Below are 20,294 nucleotides of genomic sequence, written 5' to 3'. Positions count from 1 at the left end.
AATTAAGAAAGGTATATGCCCGATTGGTGTAGTAGAAGCACGTAACTCTGTGGAAGTTGAGGGCCAGTTGCGAATACTGGATCGGGTACATCACAAAATGACCAAAGATAAAAAATTAATACCAAGCTTACCAAAGGGATTTAAGGATAGGTTTGGATCTGAGTTAGAACTAAAGAAAAAGATAATTTCAAAAATTGAGAGAATTTTTCTTAACTATGGTTATGAACCGCTTGAGACACCTGCTTTCGAGTTTAGCGAAAATATCGGTTCATTTCTAGCAGACGACCCATCAAACCCAATGAGTGATGTATTTTCATTTACAGATGAAAAGGAGAAACTCACATTAAGATATGATTTAAGCGCCCCACTTTCTAGATTTGTTGCAAAAAATTTTATGGATTTAGTGTTTCCTTTTAAAAGATTCGCTTGTGGAGATGTATTTAGGCAAGACAAAGCAGATGTAACACGTTTTAGATCTTTTACACAATTTGATTCAGATATTATTGGTGATGCTAATGAGGCTCAAGTTGACTCAGAAATATGCAATTTGATTGCTGAGTCTTTTTTAGATTGTGGTCTTAAAAAGGAACAATTTACTATAAATGTTTCCAATAAAAAAATTCTTCAAGGTTTGTTGTCAGAAATTAAAATTCCCAAGGATAAACAGTACCAGGTGCTTAAAACGATAGATAAACTTGAAAGATTAGGTTTAGAAGGAGTTGAGCAATTACTTAAAGAGGGTCGAAAAGATGGCTCAGGAGCATTTATAAAAGGATGTCAACTCTCTGATGATCAAGTTAGTCAAATAAAAAATACAATTAATCTAAAAAATATAAGTGAATTTAAGTATAACATGAAGAATAAATTGAGCATTGAAGGAATAAATGAATTAGAGGAATTGTATGAAGTATTATCATATGGAACAAATTCAGGCCAGGTTAAGCCTATGTTAAGTATTACGAGGGGCCTCTCCTACTATTCTTCGTTTTTAGTTGAGACAAATCTTAATTTTAAAGTAAAAAATTCCAAAGGAAAAGAGGTATCAGTGGGAAGCTTGGCGAGCGGAGGTCGCTATAATTCTCTTATTTCTAGATTTAAAGGTGTCGACTATAAAGGATCTGGGATGAGCATAGGTATTGATAGAGTATTATATGTTCTCAACCAAATTAAACAACTTAAAGTAAAAAAAGAACAAAAAGTTCTAATGTGTATCCAAGATACAAAATATACAAAAAATTGTTATGAGATTGTGAGCAAATTAAGAGAAAATGGTATTATTTCTGAAATATATTTAGATCAAAATAAAAATTTAAAGAAACAACTTCAATATGCTGATCGGAAAAATATAGATATTGCAATAATAATGGGTGAAGATGAATTTAAAGAAAATAAACTTTTAATTAAAAAATTAAATTCTGATAAGGAAAACGATCAGATTACAGTCTCAAAACAAAATTTAATCAATGAAGTTAAAAAATATATCTAATATTCTAAAATCTAATGGATTTGTGAATATAGAACTTGATAATATAATTGAATCTAAATATGTTTTAAAAAGGTCAGGAGGTAATTTAAGTCAATATTTATTCTCCTTTTTTGATAAAAATAATAAAGAGTGGTCGCTTATTTCAGATTTAAGTATAGCAAGTGTCAAAAAATATATACAAAGTAAAACCGATAAGAAAACTAAATGGTTTTACAGTGGTGACGCATATAAGAAACAAGATAAAAGTAATAAATCTCCAATAGTTAAACAAACTGGTTTTGAGATTTTTGGTATTTCAAAAAACAAAAATAAAGATGATAGTGAAATTATTCAAACTTCGATTAAATTATTCAGAAAATCAAATTATACCAAGTGCAAACTAAACATAAGCAATATTGAGATATTTAATGTTTTAGTCGATAAGACCTCTCTTCCAAATAGATGGCGCGAGAAAATTAAACGACACTTCTCAAGAGAAGAATATTTTGAAGAACTCTTAAAAAAACTATCTGATGATAAAGATATAAATCCTAAAATTGTTGAAATAGATAAAAATCGTGCAGACAAACTGAGAAAAGCAAATTTAAATAAAATTTATTCAGGAAGAACATTATCAGATATTCTAGAACGATTTGATTTAAAAAACTATAAAGATGTCCGTAATAAATCTTATAAAAGAGATATAAAAATTCTACGTGAATATTTGAAAATATTATGTCCCATTAATAACGCTCCAACAATTTTAAATAATTTTTTTAAAAAACATAATCTTAATATCTTTATTACCAAAGACTATTTTCCAATTAAAAAAAACAAAATTAATAATATTAAAGTGCTATTTTCACCAAATATTAATAGATCAATAGAATATTATACAGGCATGACTTTTAATATTACCGTCAATAAAAAGAAAAAGGATATTATTTTTATTAGTGGTGGAAGATTTGATAAGTTAGTAAGTGATTTAAGTAATAAAAATATTCCAGCAGTAGGGGCAGCTATAAATTCTGATATTTTATGAAGAAACAAACAATTAATATTTTGATTCAAGCAAAAGGACGGATGGCCAACCAGGTTGAAAAACTATTTAAGAAAAATAAATTGAAAATACTTAAGAAAGGAAAAAGAACACTAGAGGCAACTATAAAAGGTCATCCTCTGTTAAGAGTATTATATATGAATACATCTGAAATAATCCCTTCTTTAGCAAGAAATATAGGTGATATCGGGATCAGTGGTAAAGATCTTTGGAAAGAGAGTGAACCAAATATTCAATCTAAAGTATCAATTGCTAAAGAGTATAGGTGGGGATTAAGTAATCTTGTTGTTTGTGTTGACACAAATTGGATAGATTGTATTAACAGCGCCGATTTAGAGGATATATCTTATGAATTTTATAAAAAGAAAAAAAGGCTTATGCGTTGTTCCACAAAATTTCAAAATCTAACTCGAAAATGGTTTAGTTCTAAGGGTATTACACAATATGAATTAATTCCATCCAAAGGTGCTACCGAGGTCGCGAATAAATTGGGGGTTTCAGATATTTGCACTGATCTATCGAGTACTGGTGAAACTTTACGTCAGAATAATTTAAAAGTAATTGACACCATTTTGAAATCATCTGCATGCCTATTTTACTCAAAAAAATCTTTAAAAAAAAAGGGTGTTAGTAAAATAATAAAACAATTATCAAAATAGAATATTTTAATTCTTATAAATTATTTTTTTAATTTTTTCTAAGGATTCATTATTTGGATAAAAAGAAGTACTTTTATTTGTTTTAGCAAATATATCCCTTTCTTTGTCTTGTGAATATTCAGTATTATATGAATGAAACCTGAGAGTTTGATTTCCAGCTTGTGTATTCTCTAAATATACAAATGCAAATTTTTTATCTACTTTGAGCTTCTCATTTAGTTTTTTTATTTTCATCTCAATCTGTTTTGACACAGCACTTGGATATTTATGAGAACTTTCTCTTTTTAAACTTTGAGGCTTTAAACCATTTGTATTAAATTTTGGATCATCAAGACGATCATAAATTATCTTACAACTTCTTTCTCCACCTATTTGATTATTTGATGACAAATTTTTATTAATTTCATCCCTTGCTTTTAACACGTTTACGAAGCTATTTTTTGGTAATTTATCAAAGTATTTTTTAATTTCTTTATTTTTAAGATCTATTGAAAAATTAAATTTATTTTCAAATTTTTTTATAATTTTATTTGTATATCCGTTAACCTTTTCTCCAGATGACCTAATTAATTTGCTTTTACTATCCCAATTAATATTACCATTTTTAATTTGAAGCTCTAAATATTCCTCAAGTTTATTAGTCATGAATCTTGTTTATTTTTCTTTTATTTTTAAATTTTTTACTTTTAAACCATGTATCTGTAAAATTTTTTTTTTCTTTAATAGCACTTTCAGCATCACTTTTATTTTTATAAAATTGCACACCTCTTAAATAATCTGGTATATTTGATTTCCCATGAGGGTTTTTAAAATCAACTTTATATCTATCATTTTGTGTCGCAACTTTTTGACCTTTTCGTACGTATGGAGGAAAATTATATTTATCAACTGGAAGAATTTTTAAATATTTATTTTTTGATGTAGCGTGTTCAAATTTAACTTTTGGGTAATTGATCAAATTATGCTCTCTTGCCTTAATTCTTATTCTTTTAATATTGCTCTCATTTAATTTAATCTTATTTTTTGTACTTTTTTTTATTTCTTCAACAACTTTAGTTGCAGTTGGAGAAGGTTCTTTTTGTAATTCTACTAAAATTTTTAATATTAAATTTATATCTTTTAATTGGCCCACATAGCTTGGGACAAAGTAACTATTAAATATTTTTTTTACCGTATTTTCATCTAAAGAAGTCATTTGTTTAAGAAGCTTGTAAAAATTTATTTTTCATATCTTCTAAGTATCTATCAAAACTGTTTAATTGATTGATTTTAAATTCATCTTCACTTTTTTCTGCAATTACCCTTAATGTATCAATTCTAGCTTGTTGTTCAGGAATTTTTGTAAATGGGCTTGGAGAATTACTTGTATCTAAAATTAAATCAGCGATTTCTTTTTTTAATGTTTTGTACTCTCTTCTAGAAAAAACTTCACAAAACACATCTTCATCAAAATTATCAAAAACTCTCATTTTTGCTAAAAGTTTTACATCATCTCTTTTAAACTTATTATAAATATTCTTTTTCTCTTTTGGATTTGGGTTGAGATTAAAATTATTTGCAAGATTTCTTTCTTCGGCAGTGATGTTTAATGTATAGATTTTTTCTTCAGGACGTAGCTCATCTTGATTAATTTCTTGTTTATCATTATATTTTTCTTCCTGAATTAATTTTATTTTACTTGATAATTCTTCTTTATTATTTTTTATTAAGTTAAACCTTCTTTTAATTTCTTTCATTCCTAATTCTTTATAATCATCATCTAAAGCACTAAATTTTTTATCTAATATGATAGGTGCTCGATTAGATTTTAAAGTACGTATATATTTTATTTTTGAATTTGATAAATCACTTTTCAAATCTTGTATATTTAAAGACAAGATTTCATCTGGATTTTTTCTTAAATCAAATAAATAGAACCAACCTGGGAATATAGTGTCGCCTAATAATGTCCCACAAAATATCCTTGTTCTGAAATATGATTCATGCCAACAAAAAATCTCCTCTTTTTTAATTTTAGGCAGTACATCAATTTTTCTTCTAAGGGCTAATGCCGCATCAAATATTTGGGGAGCTTTATCTTTTAAAAGTTTACTCAGTTTAAGTGTTGACAGCGTATCTTCGTAGCTATCGTGTTCTTTTTTAGGTATTATATTATTTGCCCTCAGCATCGATTGCAATTTATAAGATGTATTACCTTTTGCATTTAGTTCATAATTTAAGGACCCCGGAGCAAAAACTGAGGCAGCTCTTATTGCAGGTAATAAATCCCATTGTTCTTTATTGATTATGAATGGAAACTTTAAGTTAATGAATAGAGAGTTATTTAAAAGAATATTATCGTAGTTAAAATTATTAAAACCGCAAAAAATACTTCCCATATCACTTAACTCTCTAAAAGCCTTGTCCCATTTATCTACCAACTCTGCATTTGAATTTTTTTCATTTTCAATTTTATCAATCGGAATATTATGAGCGAGCATCGCATCAACCTCAAATGGACGAGATTTTTTAAATTTAGAATTTATAGTCCCTGATAAACTATTAATTATTTTAAAATTATTGTTTATATCACACGTTATATAAGAAACTGAAAGGCAACAAGCAGTGCTAGCTCTACCAGACGTGCTTTCACAATCAAAATATGTTACAAGTTTTTGTTTCATTATTTAAGCTCTCTTTTTTTCTTCTTTAAAATCTTTCAACAAATTTAATTCATCACTGTTATCAAATATTTTTGTCATAAAATAATTTTTTACAAAGTTTTTAATTAATTCATTTTTACCAAATTTATTTATATATTGATCAATTTCATGAATTCTAATATCTTTTCCTTTTTGCCATAAATCAATTATGGCAAGAGTTGCTTCATCGGAATTCTTATCTTGTCTTCGATTTCTTTTTTCAAATAATTTTTTATAATGAGAAACTTCTTTTTGTAGTCTTAAATTTTCGCTTGTAAATTTACTAATTATATCTTGTTGTTTATTTTGTTTTTCTATTACTTTACCTATATCAGCTTTTGCTGCAGCAGCTCTTTTGGCTGTCTCATGCTCGATAATTTTTGCAGTTTCCTCTGCAATTCTTGTAGCTTCGAGTTTTGCTTTTTCAATTTTTAATTCTAAATTTTTTTCTTCAAAAACTTCTTCTTTTTTGTTTCCAAAAAACCAGCTTGTTTTTTTAATTCCTTTAGAGTCTTTTCGAAGAGGTTCGAAAGTAAATTTACCACTTTTAATTATTACTTCTCCACCAGAAATCTTTGATTGCTTAAGGTTATTAATTTTACTTCTTTTGATCAAAAAATTTCCTTTATTAAAATATTCCATTTCAATTTCTTTCCAGTCCGATAACGAGATGAAGTTAGGTAAATAACTTTCTCTAAGTTTTTCACAAATAAAATAAAAATTATTAATTGACTCTGCTCTTTTCTCAAATAATTTAAATTTCGCCACATCAGATGTATTTAAATTATTTTCAAAAGTAGATTGTAAATTATCTATATTTTTAAAACCTTCTCTTGGGTAATCATTTGATCTTAAATAATTTATATATTCATCACTTTCTTGCGGGAAAATTTTTTGTAAATAATTATCTAGAATGGCTATCTCACCAATATCAAAAACCTCTTTATCGATTTTTGCTAGTGCTAAAACATGTCTTTCTATAGAAGGTAAAATTAAATTATTTTCTATATCATTATCAATATTTATTTTATTTTTTAAAATAGTCTGAAATTCATCGTTAATATTTTTTTTTCTCTTAATTGAAATTTCATGGTAAATGCTCGCAAGAAAATTATAGGCAAAGTCTCTACCAAATTTTGTATTTTTGTCGGTGTAAATATAGTTTCTTAAGAATTGTTCTTTTTTTCCCATGTTTTCTGAACATTCTCTCTGGCCTACGTTCGATAAATCGAGAATGTTTTTAAGCAATCTCGCACTTTTTGATAAATTATTATTATAAAAATTTTTATTCATGTATTACTCTTTATATATACTAAAAAAACAAAAATTCAAGACTTTTTATTAATTTTTTTTGTGTTTAATACAAAAAAATCTTGACATTAGCAAAATACCTGATAAAAAGGCTTATATGAGCAAAAATAACGACAAAAAAAAGGATTTAAAAGGTGGAAATTCAAAAGTAACTAATTTGCTTCCTTTTAAAACTAAATCCTTAAAAGAAAAAAAAATCGAAACTCATAATGAAATTTGGGAAAAAATGGATGCTTTTTCAAAGGAATTGGTAGATGCATTTAAAGAAAAAAGCACCAGGGAAGCTCTAAGCTCAGAAGAGTGTTGGTATATATTTTATTTCAGAGTGATGCAAAGAATGCAGCATGAAATGTCGTACCCATCATTCAAATTTTACACAAATTGGACATCACGCCAATTATTAAAGAGTCATAAAAATTTTATGAATTCTATTGATGAGTGGACTAGCGACCCAGATGAGGAATACGATCTTTTTGGTCGAAGAAAAACAAGTAAAAATAAAACATTAAATTAAGGAGAAATAATATGAGATTAGAATATATCAACCATAATGAAAACGCATTTAAGTTCTGGAAAATAAATTTAGAGTCTAAAAAATTAATCATTTCATTTGGACGTATAGGTAAAACTCCAGTCATTAAAACTTATAAGTTTCCAACTTCTAATACAAAGGAAGGCTTTAAAACAAAAGAAGATGCTGAAAAATTTCGTACAAAAAAAATAAGAGAAAAAATTAACAAAGGCTATGTTGAGATAAATTAATAATGAAAAAAAACCATAAATATTTATTACAAGAAAAGTTATCATTTTATCTTGATTGGGAAGCTGATTGGCAAAACTGGTTTAAAAATCAAGAAATAATTGAAAAAGCAAAAAAAAAATTTTACAAAGATAAAAGATTTTTTTGTGCAATATTAAATTTTTATTTTTTACCAATTAATCTTTTAAAATATTATCAAAAAAAAAGAGCTCAGCATTCTTACAAGAAAGTTTTAAGTATGATAGCAGTTTTAAAAGAAGAATTGGATATAATTAATAATAATCAAAAATGGAGGTAAATAAATATGACAGATATTAAAAAAATTAAAGAATTGTTGTTTGATGTAAAAGAAATTAAAGAAGCAGAGCATATTAAATCAGTTCCTTCTGCAATTACAACGAGTTGGTCAGAAGAGATATGGACCGAAGATATGATCGCAAGAGATGCTTTGCAAAACCATTTCGACGGCTGTAAAGAAAATAATTTGCCTATATCAAGTATTAAGATTACAACAGACAATGATACAATTAAAATATTTGCACCAAATGAATTTAATTTAGAAAAACTATATTATATTGGGTCCACAAAATCAGAGTCCGATATTCAAATGATAGGGGCACATGGTGAAGGTGGAAAAAAAGTATTTTCTGACTTAGCTAGAATGGGTGTTTTTAACCCAATTCTAATTAGTGGCGATAAGGCCTTAATAATATCAGTTGGTGAAGAAGTGCCCAATACTGATGGGTTAAGACCATTAATTTATAACTATTTTAAAATAAATAAACTTAAGGGAAATTATTTAATAATTAAGACTATTAATAAAAAATTAAAAAAAGCTTTTAAATTTGGCATGTCAAATTTCTTCTACAAGGAAAACGATCAAATCGGCGAGGTATTGAATGAATATAACGGAATAACAATTTTTAAATCAAATACTGCAAACGGTGCAGGTTTTTATAAAAATTTAAAAAGAATAGATATAATAGGAATTCCAGTAGTGGTTCATATTAATAAATCTTACGCAGCTTTGGATAAGAAAGTAAAAATGGATAGAGATAGAAAAGCTTTTGATACAAAATTACAGGCAACATATTTCTCGATTTTAGCTAGGAGTGGTTTTTATTATATGGATTTACCAGGCAATATCGCAATAAAATACATATTAGAAAAAAGCAAACCTATTTGGGAAAAGGGTCATTTACTATTGTCTGCAATTGCCAATAATAGTTACTCTCGCCTCAAGAATGATAAAAATCTTAAGGAATTATTTGGAAATAATTATTATGCTGAGTCAAGATATACTTATTCTAGAGATATAAGCTACTCTGATTGGTTTTCAACAAGTACTCAGAATTTTATTAGAAGCAGAACCGCAAGAGAAAAAAAGAAAAAGAAAATCTTACCTGCTTATTTTACAAACTTTGGAGTAATGAGTGCTCTTGAAAGCTTTATTAAAAATAGGAAAAACTCTGAAAATAGAATTAAAAATAAAAAAACGAAAGATTTGACACCTCAAGAGCAAAAATCGATTGATTTTTTATTTTCAGCAGCAAAAAGTATTTCACCATCTTTTGCTAAATTATTTACATCGGATGATTATGACGATCCTTTATATAATGTGAAATTCAAAACTATTACATGCAAAGATTTATTAGGACAACTAAAAGATAAATATGATTACAATCATAAAGTAATTTATTTACACAAATCGCTATTTAAAGAATCTTTCGGTAAAATGTTTTCAACTTTTCTTCATGAGCTTAGTCATAGTTTAGGTGGTTATGATGGAGATAGAAGTTTTAGTGACTGCTTAACAATATTAATTCAAAAGTGTATTGACAACAATCACTCGGTAAAAAAATATTCAAAAGAATGGAGAAAACTTACAAACTAGTATATAAATAATAACAGTGATATATGATTGAACTTTTACCAATAATTAACATTACACTAGCATTTACATTAGTTGGATTAATTTTTTATTTTGTAAAAAAAAATAAGCATAATCAGTTAATCGATAAAGACACAGATCCAGATTTTATTAAATTACAAAAAGATTATGAGGGTTTAGACAAAGAGCTCAATATAAAAAATCAATATATTTTAGATCTAAAACAAGACAAACAAGAGCTTATTCAAAGCAGGACAGATGTAAATAGTTTTAAAGAGATAAGCCAAAAAAGTTTTCAAGAATATCAAGCAGTTATCACTGAACATAAAAACTTCCATGAAAAATTAACAGGTGATGCAAAATACCAGGGTAGATTTAATGAATTAAAACTAAGAAGAATATTTGAAAAGCATGGACTTAAAGAGAACGATGATTTTGAGGAAAGAAAAGGAAAAAAAAATATTGATCCCATTACAGGTAAAGAGAAAAGAATTAATCCTGATTTTATTTTACATCTACCTGATAATCAAAAAATTATAGTTGATTGTAAAGTCTCACTAAAAGCATTTGAACAATTTGCAAACTCCAAGGATAAGCAATCAAGAGATATATATATTAAAAAGCATATTGACTCTGTAAAAAACCATATAGATGAATTATCAAATAAAGATTATCTAAAAATTTATAATTTACAAAGTTTTCAATATGTAATTTTATTTATGCCATTTGATGCGTGTTATTTATCAGTATTAGAACATGAAAATGAGTCTATTTTTGATAAATGTTTTGAGAAAAAAATTTTACTTTGTGGTCCAATATCGATAATGGGTTTAATTAGTACAGTCACGAGTATAAAAAACCAGGAAAAACAAATTTCTAAAGTTGGTGGAATGATTAAAAAAGCAGAGGATATTTATGATAAATACTCAATATTAAAAGATAGCTTAAGAACTGCAATAAACTCACATAAAACTCATACTAATGCTCTTAAAGATGTAATACATAGCGCGTTTGGCTCGGACCAAGGTTTAGAAAGCAAAATAAAAAAATTAAAAAATGAACATGGCCTAAACACAAGAGATTTAAAAGTGTCTAATGAAAATGATAAAAACTTAGACTACATTAGTGACCCCGAAGAAAAAAAAGTAATAAATTATAAAAAATAAAAAATTTATGCAAAAATATTACGAAAAACTTAATAATATAGACCCTTTTAAGGAAAAACCTCAAGGATACTTAACGGATGATGAATTAATTAAACTTTTAAACAGTAAAAATATAAAAATCGAAAGAAAAGATAACCTTCCTAGATTTGCAAACAATAATAATATTAAAATGTCAAGATTAGTTAGGGTTGGCTCAGCAGGATCTACACCAACTATTTACCTTAAACCAACTGAAACGAAACTCCAGGAAATTTTTCAAAACTGTAAAAATAATAATACATCTTTAATTGGTGCTGAATTTTTAGAAAAGAAAAAAAAAAAAATTTTAGAAATTTTTGATGCAGCACCAAGTGCACAAGATTATGAAGATAAAATAAGTAAAATTCCTAATCGAAAAGAAAAACAAAAATTGAGAGATATAAAATGGAATAAATGTTATACAACAACAAAAATTGCTGCAGAAGTAACAAAACTATTAAATGTAAACTGCAATAGAAAATTAGTATCATCGGTTTTAAAAAAAAGTAGAAAATCACAATTAGATAAATTATTAAAAAAACCAAACTAATTGTGACTAAGAACTTTTATTCTCCTAGCATGCTTAAAAAGTATCTAAGCTGCAAACATATTATTTTTAATGAAAAAAATGAAAAAATATTGAAATTAAAGCGAAAGGAAAAAACTATTTTAGATGAGTTGATTTTTGAAAAAGGTAATATTCATGAAAAGAACTATTTTCAAGAATTAAAGAAAAAATATAAAAAAATAAAAGATATTAAAAAATTAAAAAATGTAGATAAATTTAAAGAGACAGCCAAAGCCATGAAGGATGGTTTCGAAATTATTTATGGTGGCTGGTTAACCGATGGGAAATGGAGAGGAGAATTCGATTTTCTTGAAATAAATAAAAAAATAAAATCAAATTTAGGTGATTACTCTTATTCAGTAATTGATACTAAAAATTCGAGTAAAATAAAAGGAGATCATATATATCAAGTTGGAATTTATTGTGATCTTTTAAAAAAGGCTCAAGGGATATTGCCAGAAAACTTTTTTATTTTATTAAAAGATGGATCAAAAGAAAAAGTAAATTTAAATGATGTATTTGAAGTATATAGTTCACAAAAAAAAAGTTACGAAAAATTTTTAGCGAAAGAAATTATTAGCACAAAGCCTGAAAAATGTAACTTCTGTAAATTTTGCGACTGGCAAGAAATTTGTGAGGAGGATTGGAAAAAAAAAAGGCATCTTAATCAAGTGGGTGGAATTAATAAATCTAATATAAAAAAATTTAAAAACAATGGCATTAAAACAATTGATGATCTTGGTAAACTAAAACCAAATACAAGGTTATCTGGTTTAAGAGATGAAATAATAAATAAAAGAATCCAACAAGCAAAACTACAATTAGATTTTGAAAAAACTGGAAGTCCTATTTTTAAAAATATAGATGAAAACTTATATGTAAGAAAAGGATTTAATCTTCTTCCAAAGCCCTCTGATGGAGATCTATTTTTTGATCTTGAAAGCTCTCAATACGCTTATGATACAAAAATAGAATATTTGTTTGGTATTTTTTATTATGAAAATAATGAAAAAAAATATATTTCTTTATGGTCACATAACAAAGAAGAAGAAAAAAAAAATTTAATTAAATTTTTTGATCTTACTAAAAATCATTTTAAAAAATACCCAAATGCAAAAATTTATCACTATGCAGCCTATGAGATAAATGCTTTGGAGAGACTTACCTCATTACATAAAGTTAAAGGTATAGAATATGATTTTTATCTCAGATCAGAAAAGTTTGTAGACTTATTCAGAGTTACTAAACAAGCTATACTTGTTTCAGAGAATAGCTACAGCATCAAAAATCTAGAAAAATTTTATAATTTTAAACGTCAAGGAGATGTAAAAAAAGGAGAGCAATCAGAACAATTCTATGTTGAATGGACCAAGACAAAAAATCAAAAATTACTTGATGAGATTGAATTTTATAATAAGGAGGACTGTGAGTCTACATTTGAGCTAAGACAGTGGCTTTTGAAAATAAAACCCGAGGGAATTAAATGGTTTGAAACAACTGAAGAACATGAGGAAATTCGACCTCACGAAGAGTTAATGATCGAATATTCAAATAAAATTCAAGACTCCAAATTAAAAAATAAAAAATTGAAACAGATTTTGCTAGATATTATTGGTTTCTATACAAGAGAGGATAAACCTTCGTGGAGAGAATTTTTTGATAGAAGGGATCTAACTGATGCTGAACTTATAGAGGATAGAGAGGTTATTGCAAATATGAAATTAATTTCAAGTTATAAAGATCCAACCCCTAGACGTAGATCTATAATTTATAAGTATATGTACCCTGATCAAGAATTTAAATTAAAGAAAGGAAAACAGGTCTCTATAGCTAACAATGTTGAGCTGGATCGATCAGATGCTGCTGGAAAAATAGAAGAATTAGATCCTATTAAAAAGATAGTTGTTCTAAGAAAAGGAATTTCTAAGAATGATAAATCTCTTCCAAACATTCTCTCGATTGGTGAAAAACCTCCAAAAGCATCTAGATATAAAAATTTAAATTCAAATATCTATAAGTATTGTGATGATGTTATTCAAAATAAAAATACCTACAAAGCAATAACCACATTACTAAATAAAGATTTCCCAAATATAAAAGGGATTCAATTAGGTGAAAAAATTATTAAAACTGACAATTTTGAAAATGAAATACCAAAAATTCTTCTAAATTTAAAGGATAGCTACCTTTTTTGCCAAGGTCCACCAGGAACAGGAAAAACTTTTCAAGCAGCGTCTGCAATAGTTGAGCTTATGCAAAACAAAAAAACTGTAGCAGTAACTGCAAATAGCCATAAAGTAATTCATAATTTACTTGAAAAAATTGAGCAAATAGCAATTGAAAAAAAATTTACTTTTTCAGGGATAAAAAAGGGTAATAAAGATGATGAAGAAACACATTTTCAAGGAAAGTTTATTGTTACAGCCACAGATGATAGGCCATTTCTAAAAGGCCTTCACGAAGAGTCCGTTAACCTTTATGCAGGAACAAAATATCATTTATCAAATGCTTATTATCATCAAAAAATAGATTATTTATTTGTAGATGAAGCTGGACAATTAAATATCACAGATATTATAGCAGTAGGTGTAATGGCAAAAAATATAATTTTAGTTGGCGATCAATTACAACTCGGTCAACCGAACCGCGGAAGTCATCCTAATGATTCTGGAAAATCTATTTTAGACTACCTATTAGAGAATAAAGATACTATTAGTGAAGGTAAGGGAATATTTTTAAATAAAACATTTAGACTTCATCCTAAAATAAACAGTTTTACCTCATCTAGTTTTTATGATGGTAGACTTCTAACTAATAAAAAATCAGAGAATAGAAAAATAGAATATCCAAAAAACTGTATAATTCAAAATGATGGTATCCATTTTGTTCCAATGGATCATACAGATAATTCTCAAAAAAGCGAGGAAGAGCTAAAAGTAATTCAAAAATTAACAAAACAACTTTTTGGAGTAAAATTTTTAGATAATGGTATTGAGAGAAAATTAGATATACAGGATATTTTAATTGTAAGTCCTTACAATGTTCAAGTAAACTTTTTATTAGCAAATTTACCTGAAGGGTCACGTTGCGGAACTGTGGACAAATTCCAGGGGCAACAAGCGCCAATTACAATAATTTCGATGGTATCCTCTGATACTGATAGTTTACCTAGGAATAAAGCATGGTTTTTTAATCGAAATAGATTAAATGTAGCATTATCAAGAAGTCAGTGCAGCTCAATCATTCTATTTAATCCAAAACTTTTAGAAACAGCCCCATCAGATTATGAGGAAATTAAATTGCTTAATAATTTTCATAAATTATTAAAATTTCAAATTAACTAACTATTTATTTTTTTTTGATAAAATCAAAAAACTTGCTCATATATTTACAAAGATCGCAATCATTAGAAGATGATGGAATATTATTTGTTTCTAAAAAATTTTTAATTTCTATAATAGTTTTACTCACCCAGCTGTAATCTTTTGATTTGTAAGGGATAATTGTCCATTCAAAATCTAATTTATCATCAAAAGTTTTTTGATCTATCTTGGCATTAACATATAAAAAATAGCTTGTTAAACTTATATCTAACCCTAAATTAGATAATATCCACTGATATATTTCAACTTGCCTTTTATAATTAATCAAATAAGGAGCATCAAATTTTTTTAACTTATCAAACTTATCTGTAAAGGTTGACTTATAATCTACAACAGATATCTGTTTAGTATCAATATCTTGCCATAAATCATCTACTGATCCTGCTACAATAATATTAGTTTCTTTGTGATGAAACCTTGCTGCCTTAAAAGGTTCACGCCAAATATTAAGCTCAGCGTGACTATATGGAATACAGTTTATCTTTGCTTCTTTTTGATATTTGGTTTTTTCATTTTTATTACGTGCCTCATCAAAATCATTTTTTAAAAGTGTATCAATTCTTGAATTTAAATTATAAGGAAAAGGCTTTGGCCCTTTTATTCCAAGTCTCATATCAAGATAAGCGCATCTTTTACATCTTAAATATAGGTCGATTTTGGATCTACTAATTATAAAAGGATCTTTGCTACCTGGATAGTATTTGATTGACCAAGGAAAATCTTTATCCATATATTAATAATGTTGATTTTATTTATTAAACAACTTTCTTTAACTGTTAACAAGTTTAAAATGATAAATTGACATTGTTTTAAAATTTAAATAAAAAAAATTATGATAAAAAAAATGAATGACACTGATTTTAAAGAAAAAATTTCTAAAGAAGAAGTTGCATATATCAATTATAGTGCAAGTTGGTGTGCTCCATGTAAAAGACAATTACCTTTATTAGAAAAGTTGTCAAACTCTGAGGAATTTAAAAATATAAATATATATTACTGTGATGTCGACGAGAATATCAATACTAGTAGTGATGCTGGGATTCGTGGCGTTCCCACTATAGTTAAATATCAATTCGGAAATGAGTCAAAAAGAAAAGTTGGTGGTTCTTCTGAACAGGACCTAAAAGAATTTTTTCTTAAAGATTAATTTTTTTTCAGAACTGATCCTACTAAATATAAGGATCCAAAAATACAAATTGTTTTAGGCTGCTTCGAATGTATTTTCGATAAAGCCATTTTAAGATTTTTAACATCTTCTGTGTCATAGCCCTGTTTTTTTGCAATTTTTTTTAATTTAAGTGGATTACAAGAGTTTATTTCATTTTCAATTTTCAATGTATAAATTTTTTTAAATATCTTTTTGAATTTCTGTAAAAATTTTTCAGGCATTTTATTTTTTTGCATACCCCAAATTCCATATATTGGACCTTTTAAAGTATTTAAATAGTTATATAAATTTTCTGCAGATGTTTCAGAGTGTGCCCCGTCTAAGATTAGGTTTTCTTTGTTATTAAGTAATTTCCTTAATTTTCCTCGTCTTATATATTCAATTCTACCTTCAAATTTAATTTTTGGTATAGTTTTTTCAATTATTATTTTGCTGATTTTAAGATCCAAAGCTATTTTAATAGCAAGTCCTAAATTTTCAATCAAACCATTACTGTGAATATATTTTGAGTTAATTTTAATTATATTATTTTTATCTTTATAAAAAATATTTCTATTCTTCTTTATTATTTTCCAAGAAGAGGGGTAAGTAATATTACTCTTATTCTTTTTAAGTATTTTTTTTACTATTCTTAAAACTTTTGGCTTCTGTTTTCCTATATAAATATTTGTATTATTGCTCATATACCCAACTTTTTGTCTACAAATTTCATTAATAGTTTTAGGATAAACCCACTCAAGGTGCTGCTTATTTAAATTTGTACATATCTGTATAAAAGGCTTATCCCATACTCGGGATGCATCTCCCTTGAACAGAAGTCCCGCCTCCTGCAAAGAAAAATCAGCATTTTCTTTTGAGGCTGCTAAGATATGAACTAAAGTTAAAACCTCAAATAAGCTAAGTTTAATTTTGAGTTTTGAGATTTTTTTTTCATATTTTTTAATTTCTTTTAGAGAAATAAATCTATTTTTTAACCAGAAACGAGTTCGTAAATCATAAAGATGAGGTGAAAAGTTAGCAGTTGCAGTATTGCCATTTGCTTCAAAGAAATATTGGAGCGCTTTAATACAAGTGAACTTACCATCGCTACCTATTATGTTTATAGGATTGTTTAATTTTTCATGGGGATTATTAAGCAATGTAAGCGCTTTCTTAATTCTTGATGTTCCTAATGTAATACTCCTAGAATATTTTTTTTGTAAATGATTGTAATAAATCTCTGAGTTAATCATTTTGATTAACTAATTAAGAGGCTTTTTCTATTTTAATATTTATTTCAGAAACATCATCATTTTTTAAGGAATTCAAATTTGAATCACGTTTAAGTAGAATTGATAATAAATTGTAGATAGTGTCTTTTAGTTCTTTTCTGTCTACGATCTTATCAATCTGCCCATTTTTCTGAGCCCATTCAGAACTTTGAAAGTCCTCTGGTAAAGGTTCCGAGCTTGAATTTTGAACAATTTTTTTTCCAGCAAAACCGTAAACTGCATTTTTTTCGCTAACAATAATATCGGCGATTGGAACAATACTCGCAGAAGTTCCACCCGTGGTGGGATTCGTAATTATTGAAATAAATGGTAAATTATTTCTTTTTAGTTCATTTATTGCCATCGTCATGCGGCTCATTTGTATTAATGATAGATTATTTGTCATCATTCTCATGCCGGATGACTTTGCTATAAAAATGTATGGCACTTTTTTTTCTATAGCTCTCTGAACAGCCGCAAGTACACTTTCTGATTCTGGCATGGAGATTGATCCAGCTATAAAGGACCAAGACTGACATGACATGACTACTTCAATATTTTTAATTTTTCCCTCAACTGATAAAATTCCACATTCAAGTCCAGATAGTTTTTTTGCCTGTTTTAATCTATCAGTATATTTTTTTGTATCTTCCCAACCCAAAACATCCTCGTAAGGAATGCCATGATTAATTTTTGTATAATTATTTTTTCCAAAAAAAATTCTTTCATAATAGTCCCTAGGCTCCATCTTATGGTGAAAGTTGCATTCAGGACAAACAAAATCATTATCATAAATATTTTTTTTAAGTACAGGCGAACCATGACAAGACATATATGGACTAGCCATTTGTTCAGCTTTAGTTGCCATTGTTTTTTTGATTTTGGTCTTTAAATTTTGACCAGCTTTTATAATCCGCGTTATCCAATTCACTTTAGTATCCTCGAGTAAGATGAGATGTAAGTACCCAGCTTTTGTGGTAAATTTGTGGCTTTCATATTCTCTTGTATATATTTAACAAATGCAGATCCAATTACAATTCCATTTGCACCGCTGTTAGCAATATTTTTTGCATCTTTCGGTGTTTTTATCCCAAAACCTGAGCAAATAGGAATATCTGTTAGTTTTCTAATTCTCTTTATGAAATTTCTTACATCTTCATTTTTTGCATCTTTTACACCCGTCACACCTGCTACATTGACCTGGTAAATGAATCCAGATGAAATATTTATTATATCCCTTAACCGTTTATCATCAGTTGTTGGAGCAACCAATTTAATTAATGATAAATTATGCTTATCTAATTGTTCTCTTAATTGATTTTCCTCTTTAAGCTCGTGAGGGGCATCAACAACTAAACATGCATCTGCACCAGCATCTCTAATATCTTTTACAAATTTGTTTATTGGGTATTTATATAAGTTTGCAATATATCCCATTAATAATATTCCAACATCATTATTATAGCTTCTTATTTCTTTAACTAATTTTATTGTTTCATTAAGTGTCCCTCCATTCGCTAAAACGTGGTCATGAGCCTCTTTAATTATTGGCCCTTCGCTTGAAGCTTCTGATGTAACATAACCAACTTCTACCACTGAAACTCCATTATCAATTGCTTTTTTAATTATTTCTAGACTAGTTTTATAATTTGGGTAACATCCAACAAAATATGCAATTAATTTCGTTTTTGGAACTTTAGATTCAAAAATTTTTTTAAGCCTTTTACTCAAAGTCTTTACCAATATGTTGTTGAATTGTGTCTAAATCCTTTTCACCTCTCCCACACAGACTTAGACATATTATATAATCTTTTGATTTATTTTTTGCCTGCTTGATTACCTCCGCTGCTCCTGCCATTGGTTCTAGTGCTGAAGAAATTCCTTCAGTTTTAGCTACTAATTTATAAGCATCTAAAATTTCTTTATCAGTTGCAGACGTATATTCAACTGCCCCTAAATTTTTAAGATATGCATGCATTGGACCAACGCTAAAATATTGTATCCCTGCTCCCAGCGACGAACCTCCCAATGATTTTGAACCATCTTTGGATTGCAGCATATACGTTTTCATACCCTGCATTATCCCGGGTGTTCCATTACTTAAAGCAGCCGTTTCCGCAGCTTCCACTCCAATTTTTTTAACGCTCGGTTCATCTAAAAATTCATAAATACTTCCTGCAAAATTAGAGCCGCCGCCAAGACAACCAATTATCATATCAGGAATTTTTCCTTCTTGAGCCATTGACTGTTCTCTTATTTCTTTACCAATAATACTTTGCGCAAAAGTTACTATCTTTGGAAAGGGCGAGCTAGAAACACATGATCCAATTACATATGCATAATCAGGATTACTGGTCCACATTTTAATTGCAAAAGTTATAGCTTCCCGAAGACTTCCTGGGACAGTTTTCAACTTAGCACCATAATGTTTAGCTTTTATTACATTTTGATTGACTCTAGCGACATCGGTTTTTCCCATCACCCCAATTAAAGGCATTGAGAATTTAGCAGCCACAGCAGCAGTTGCAGAAAAATGTTGACCCGCACCAGACTCGCAAATTAAATGAGATTTCCCCATTCTTCTTGCAAGCAAAACTTGAAACAAACTATTATTTATCTTATGGCTCCCTGTGTGATTAAGATGTTCTTGTTTAAATAATATTTTTGCACCACCCAAACTATTTGTAAGGCCTTCAGCAAAGTATAAAGGCGAAGGTCTTCCTATGTAGTGTTTGCAGTAGTAAGCATATTCATCTAAAAATTCTTGATCTTTAATTGCATCTTCAAAACCTTTATTTAACTCGTGTAAAGCTGGCATTAACGTTTCTCCAACCGCCATTCCGCCCATAGCGTTATCATCTTCTCCGTAATATCCTAGTTCGTCTGGACCAGTTTTAAGTGAGTTTTTTGTCAT

Annotated in this window: 20 protein-coding genes; 11 read left to right on the top strand and 9 right to left on the bottom strand. The window is 27.8% G+C overall.

Annotated elements, in window-relative coordinates:
* Nucleotides 1-97 precede the first annotated feature (97 nt).
* From hisS to hisG, 3 genes are read left to right on the top strand one after another with little or no spacing between them, the layout of a single operon-like run.
* Nucleotides 98-1,486, top strand: a complete 1,389-nt coding sequence (gene hisS, locus AMN73_RS04245) for a histidine--tRNA ligase (protein WP_075535036.1) — start codon at nucleotides 98-100, stop codon at nucleotides 1,484-1,486.
* Nucleotides 1,464-2,507, top strand: coding sequence for an ATP phosphoribosyltransferase regulatory subunit (locus AMN73_RS04240; protein WP_075535035.1), 1,044 nt, complete (start codon nucleotides 1,464-1,466; stop codon nucleotides 2,505-2,507). Before hisS ends, AMN73_RS04240 begins: the two co-directional genes overlap by 23 nt.
* Nucleotides 2,504-3,184, top strand: a complete 681-nt coding sequence (gene hisG, locus AMN73_RS04235) for an ATP phosphoribosyltransferase (RefSeq protein ID WP_075535034.1) — start codon at nucleotides 2,504-2,506, stop codon at nucleotides 3,182-3,184. Before AMN73_RS04240 ends, hisG begins: the two co-directional genes overlap by 4 nt.
* Before the next feature lie 6 nt (nucleotides 3,185-3,190).
* Here hisG and AMN73_RS04230 read toward each other — a convergent pair whose 3' ends face one another.
* The 4 genes from AMN73_RS04230 to AMN73_RS04215 are packed head-to-tail and all read right to left on the bottom strand — an operon-like array spanning nucleotide 3,191 to nucleotide 7,158.
* Nucleotides 3,191-3,829, bottom strand: coding sequence for a hypothetical protein (locus AMN73_RS04230; protein ID WP_075535033.1), 639 nt, complete (start codon nucleotides 3,827-3,829; stop codon nucleotides 3,191-3,193).
* Complete coding sequence (locus tag AMN73_RS04225) at nucleotides 3,822-4,379, bottom strand: hypothetical protein (protein WP_075535032.1); 558 nt, start codon at nucleotides 4,377-4,379, stop codon at nucleotides 3,822-3,824. Before AMN73_RS04225 ends, AMN73_RS04230 begins: the two co-directional genes overlap by 8 nt.
* 4 nt (nucleotides 4,380-4,383) lie before the next feature.
* A complete protein-coding gene (locus tag AMN73_RS04220; RefSeq protein ID WP_075535031.1) occupies nucleotides 4,384-5,847 on the bottom strand; it encodes a hypothetical protein in 1,464 nt (487 codons plus the stop codon).
* Nucleotides 5,848-5,850: 3 nt separating this feature from the next.
* The gene (locus AMN73_RS04215; RefSeq protein WP_075535030.1) at nucleotides 5,851-7,158 is read right to left on the bottom strand and encodes a hypothetical protein; all 1,308 of its coding nucleotides are present in this window, start codon (nucleotides 7,156-7,158) and stop codon (nucleotides 5,851-5,853) included.
* Between the two features lie 115 nt (nucleotides 7,159-7,273).
* Between AMN73_RS04215 and AMN73_RS04210 the strand changes: the two genes are divergently transcribed.
* Genes AMN73_RS04210 through AMN73_RS04180 form a run of 7 tightly spaced genes read left to right on the top strand, consistent with a single transcriptional unit; the run spans nucleotide 7,274 to nucleotide 14,923 of the window.
* Nucleotides 7,274-7,690: a hypothetical protein gene (locus AMN73_RS04210; RefSeq protein WP_075535029.1), complete on the top strand. Its 417-nt coding sequence runs from the start codon at nucleotides 7,274-7,276 to the stop codon at nucleotides 7,688-7,690.
* Between the two features lie 11 nt (nucleotides 7,691-7,701).
* Nucleotides 7,702-7,938 carry a WGR domain-containing protein gene (locus AMN73_RS04205; protein ID WP_075535028.1) on the top strand — a complete coding sequence of 79 codons (237 nt, stop codon included), beginning with the start codon at nucleotides 7,702-7,704 and terminating at the stop codon, nucleotides 7,936-7,938.
* A gap of 2 nt (nucleotides 7,939-7,940) precedes the next feature.
* Complete coding sequence (locus tag AMN73_RS04200) at nucleotides 7,941-8,234, top strand: hypothetical protein (RefSeq protein ID WP_075535027.1); 294 nt, start codon at nucleotides 7,941-7,943, stop codon at nucleotides 8,232-8,234.
* Nucleotides 8,235-8,240: 6 nt separating this feature from the next.
* Nucleotides 8,241-9,830, top strand: coding sequence for a hypothetical protein (locus AMN73_RS04195; protein WP_075535026.1), 1,590 nt, complete (start codon nucleotides 8,241-8,243; stop codon nucleotides 9,828-9,830).
* Nucleotides 9,831-9,853: 23 nt separating this feature from the next.
* Nucleotides 9,854-10,993: a DNA recombination protein RmuC gene (locus tag AMN73_RS04190; protein ID WP_075535025.1), complete on the top strand. Its 1,140-nt coding sequence runs from the start codon at nucleotides 9,854-9,856 to the stop codon at nucleotides 10,991-10,993.
* A gap of 7 nt (nucleotides 10,994-11,000) precedes the next feature.
* Nucleotides 11,001-11,561, top strand: a complete 561-nt coding sequence (locus AMN73_RS04185) for a hypothetical protein (protein ID WP_075535024.1) — start codon at nucleotides 11,001-11,003, stop codon at nucleotides 11,559-11,561.
* 29 nt (nucleotides 11,562-11,590) lie between these two features.
* A complete protein-coding gene (locus AMN73_RS04180) occupies nucleotides 11,591-14,923 on the top strand; it encodes a TM0106 family RecB-like putative nuclease (RefSeq protein ID WP_075535023.1) in 3,333 nt (1,110 codons plus the stop codon).
* Nucleotides 14,924-14,927: 4 nt separating this feature from the next.
* On the opposite strand, the gene AMN73_RS04175 is transcribed toward AMN73_RS04180, so the two are convergent.
* Nucleotides 14,928-15,692 (bottom strand): PD-(D/E)XK nuclease family protein, encoded by a 765-nt coding sequence (locus tag AMN73_RS04175; protein ID WP_075535022.1) that lies wholly within the window; start codon nucleotides 15,690-15,692, stop codon nucleotides 14,928-14,930.
* Nucleotides 15,693-15,806: 114 nt separating this feature from the next.
* Here AMN73_RS04175 and AMN73_RS04170 point away from each other — a divergent pair, with 114 nt between their 5' ends.
* Nucleotides 15,807-16,109: a thioredoxin family protein gene (locus AMN73_RS04170; RefSeq protein ID WP_256997842.1), complete on the top strand. Its 303-nt coding sequence runs from the start codon at nucleotides 15,807-15,809 to the stop codon at nucleotides 16,107-16,109.
* On the opposite strand, the gene AMN73_RS04165 is transcribed toward AMN73_RS04170, so the two are convergent.
* The 4 genes from AMN73_RS04165 to AMN73_RS04150 are packed head-to-tail and all read right to left on the bottom strand — an operon-like array spanning nucleotide 16,106 to nucleotide 20,294.
* Nucleotides 16,106-17,362 (bottom strand): folylpolyglutamate synthase/dihydrofolate synthase family protein, encoded by a 1,257-nt coding sequence (locus tag AMN73_RS04165; protein ID WP_075535020.1) that lies wholly within the window; start codon nucleotides 17,360-17,362, stop codon nucleotides 16,106-16,108. The two genes, AMN73_RS04170 and AMN73_RS04165, sit on opposite strands and share 4 nt — an antisense overlap.
* Nucleotides 17,363-17,375: 13 nt before the next feature.
* Nucleotides 17,376-18,248 carry an acetyl-CoA carboxylase carboxyltransferase subunit beta gene (locus AMN73_RS04160; RefSeq protein ID WP_143323198.1) on the bottom strand — a complete coding sequence of 291 codons (873 nt, stop codon included), beginning with the start codon at nucleotides 18,246-18,248 and terminating at the stop codon, nucleotides 17,376-17,378.
* A 59-nt stretch (nucleotides 18,249-18,307) separates the two neighbouring features.
* Nucleotides 18,308-19,111: a tryptophan synthase subunit alpha gene (trpA, locus tag AMN73_RS04155; protein ID WP_075535018.1), complete on the bottom strand. Its 804-nt coding sequence runs from the start codon at nucleotides 19,109-19,111 to the stop codon at nucleotides 18,308-18,310.
* Entirely contained in the window at nucleotides 19,104-20,294 is a 1,191-nt protein-coding gene (locus AMN73_RS04150) for a pyridoxal-phosphate dependent enzyme (RefSeq protein WP_075535017.1), read from the bottom strand. The genes trpA and AMN73_RS04150 overlap by 8 nt, the downstream gene beginning before the upstream one ends.

This window comes from Candidatus Pelagibacter communis, from assembly GCF_001179965.1.
GTDB lineage: Bacteria > Pseudomonadota > Alphaproteobacteria > Pelagibacterales > Pelagibacteraceae > Pelagibacter.
The sequence above is the reverse complement of the archived record's forward strand: the minus strand, read 5'-3'. Positions and strand labels throughout refer to the sequence as shown.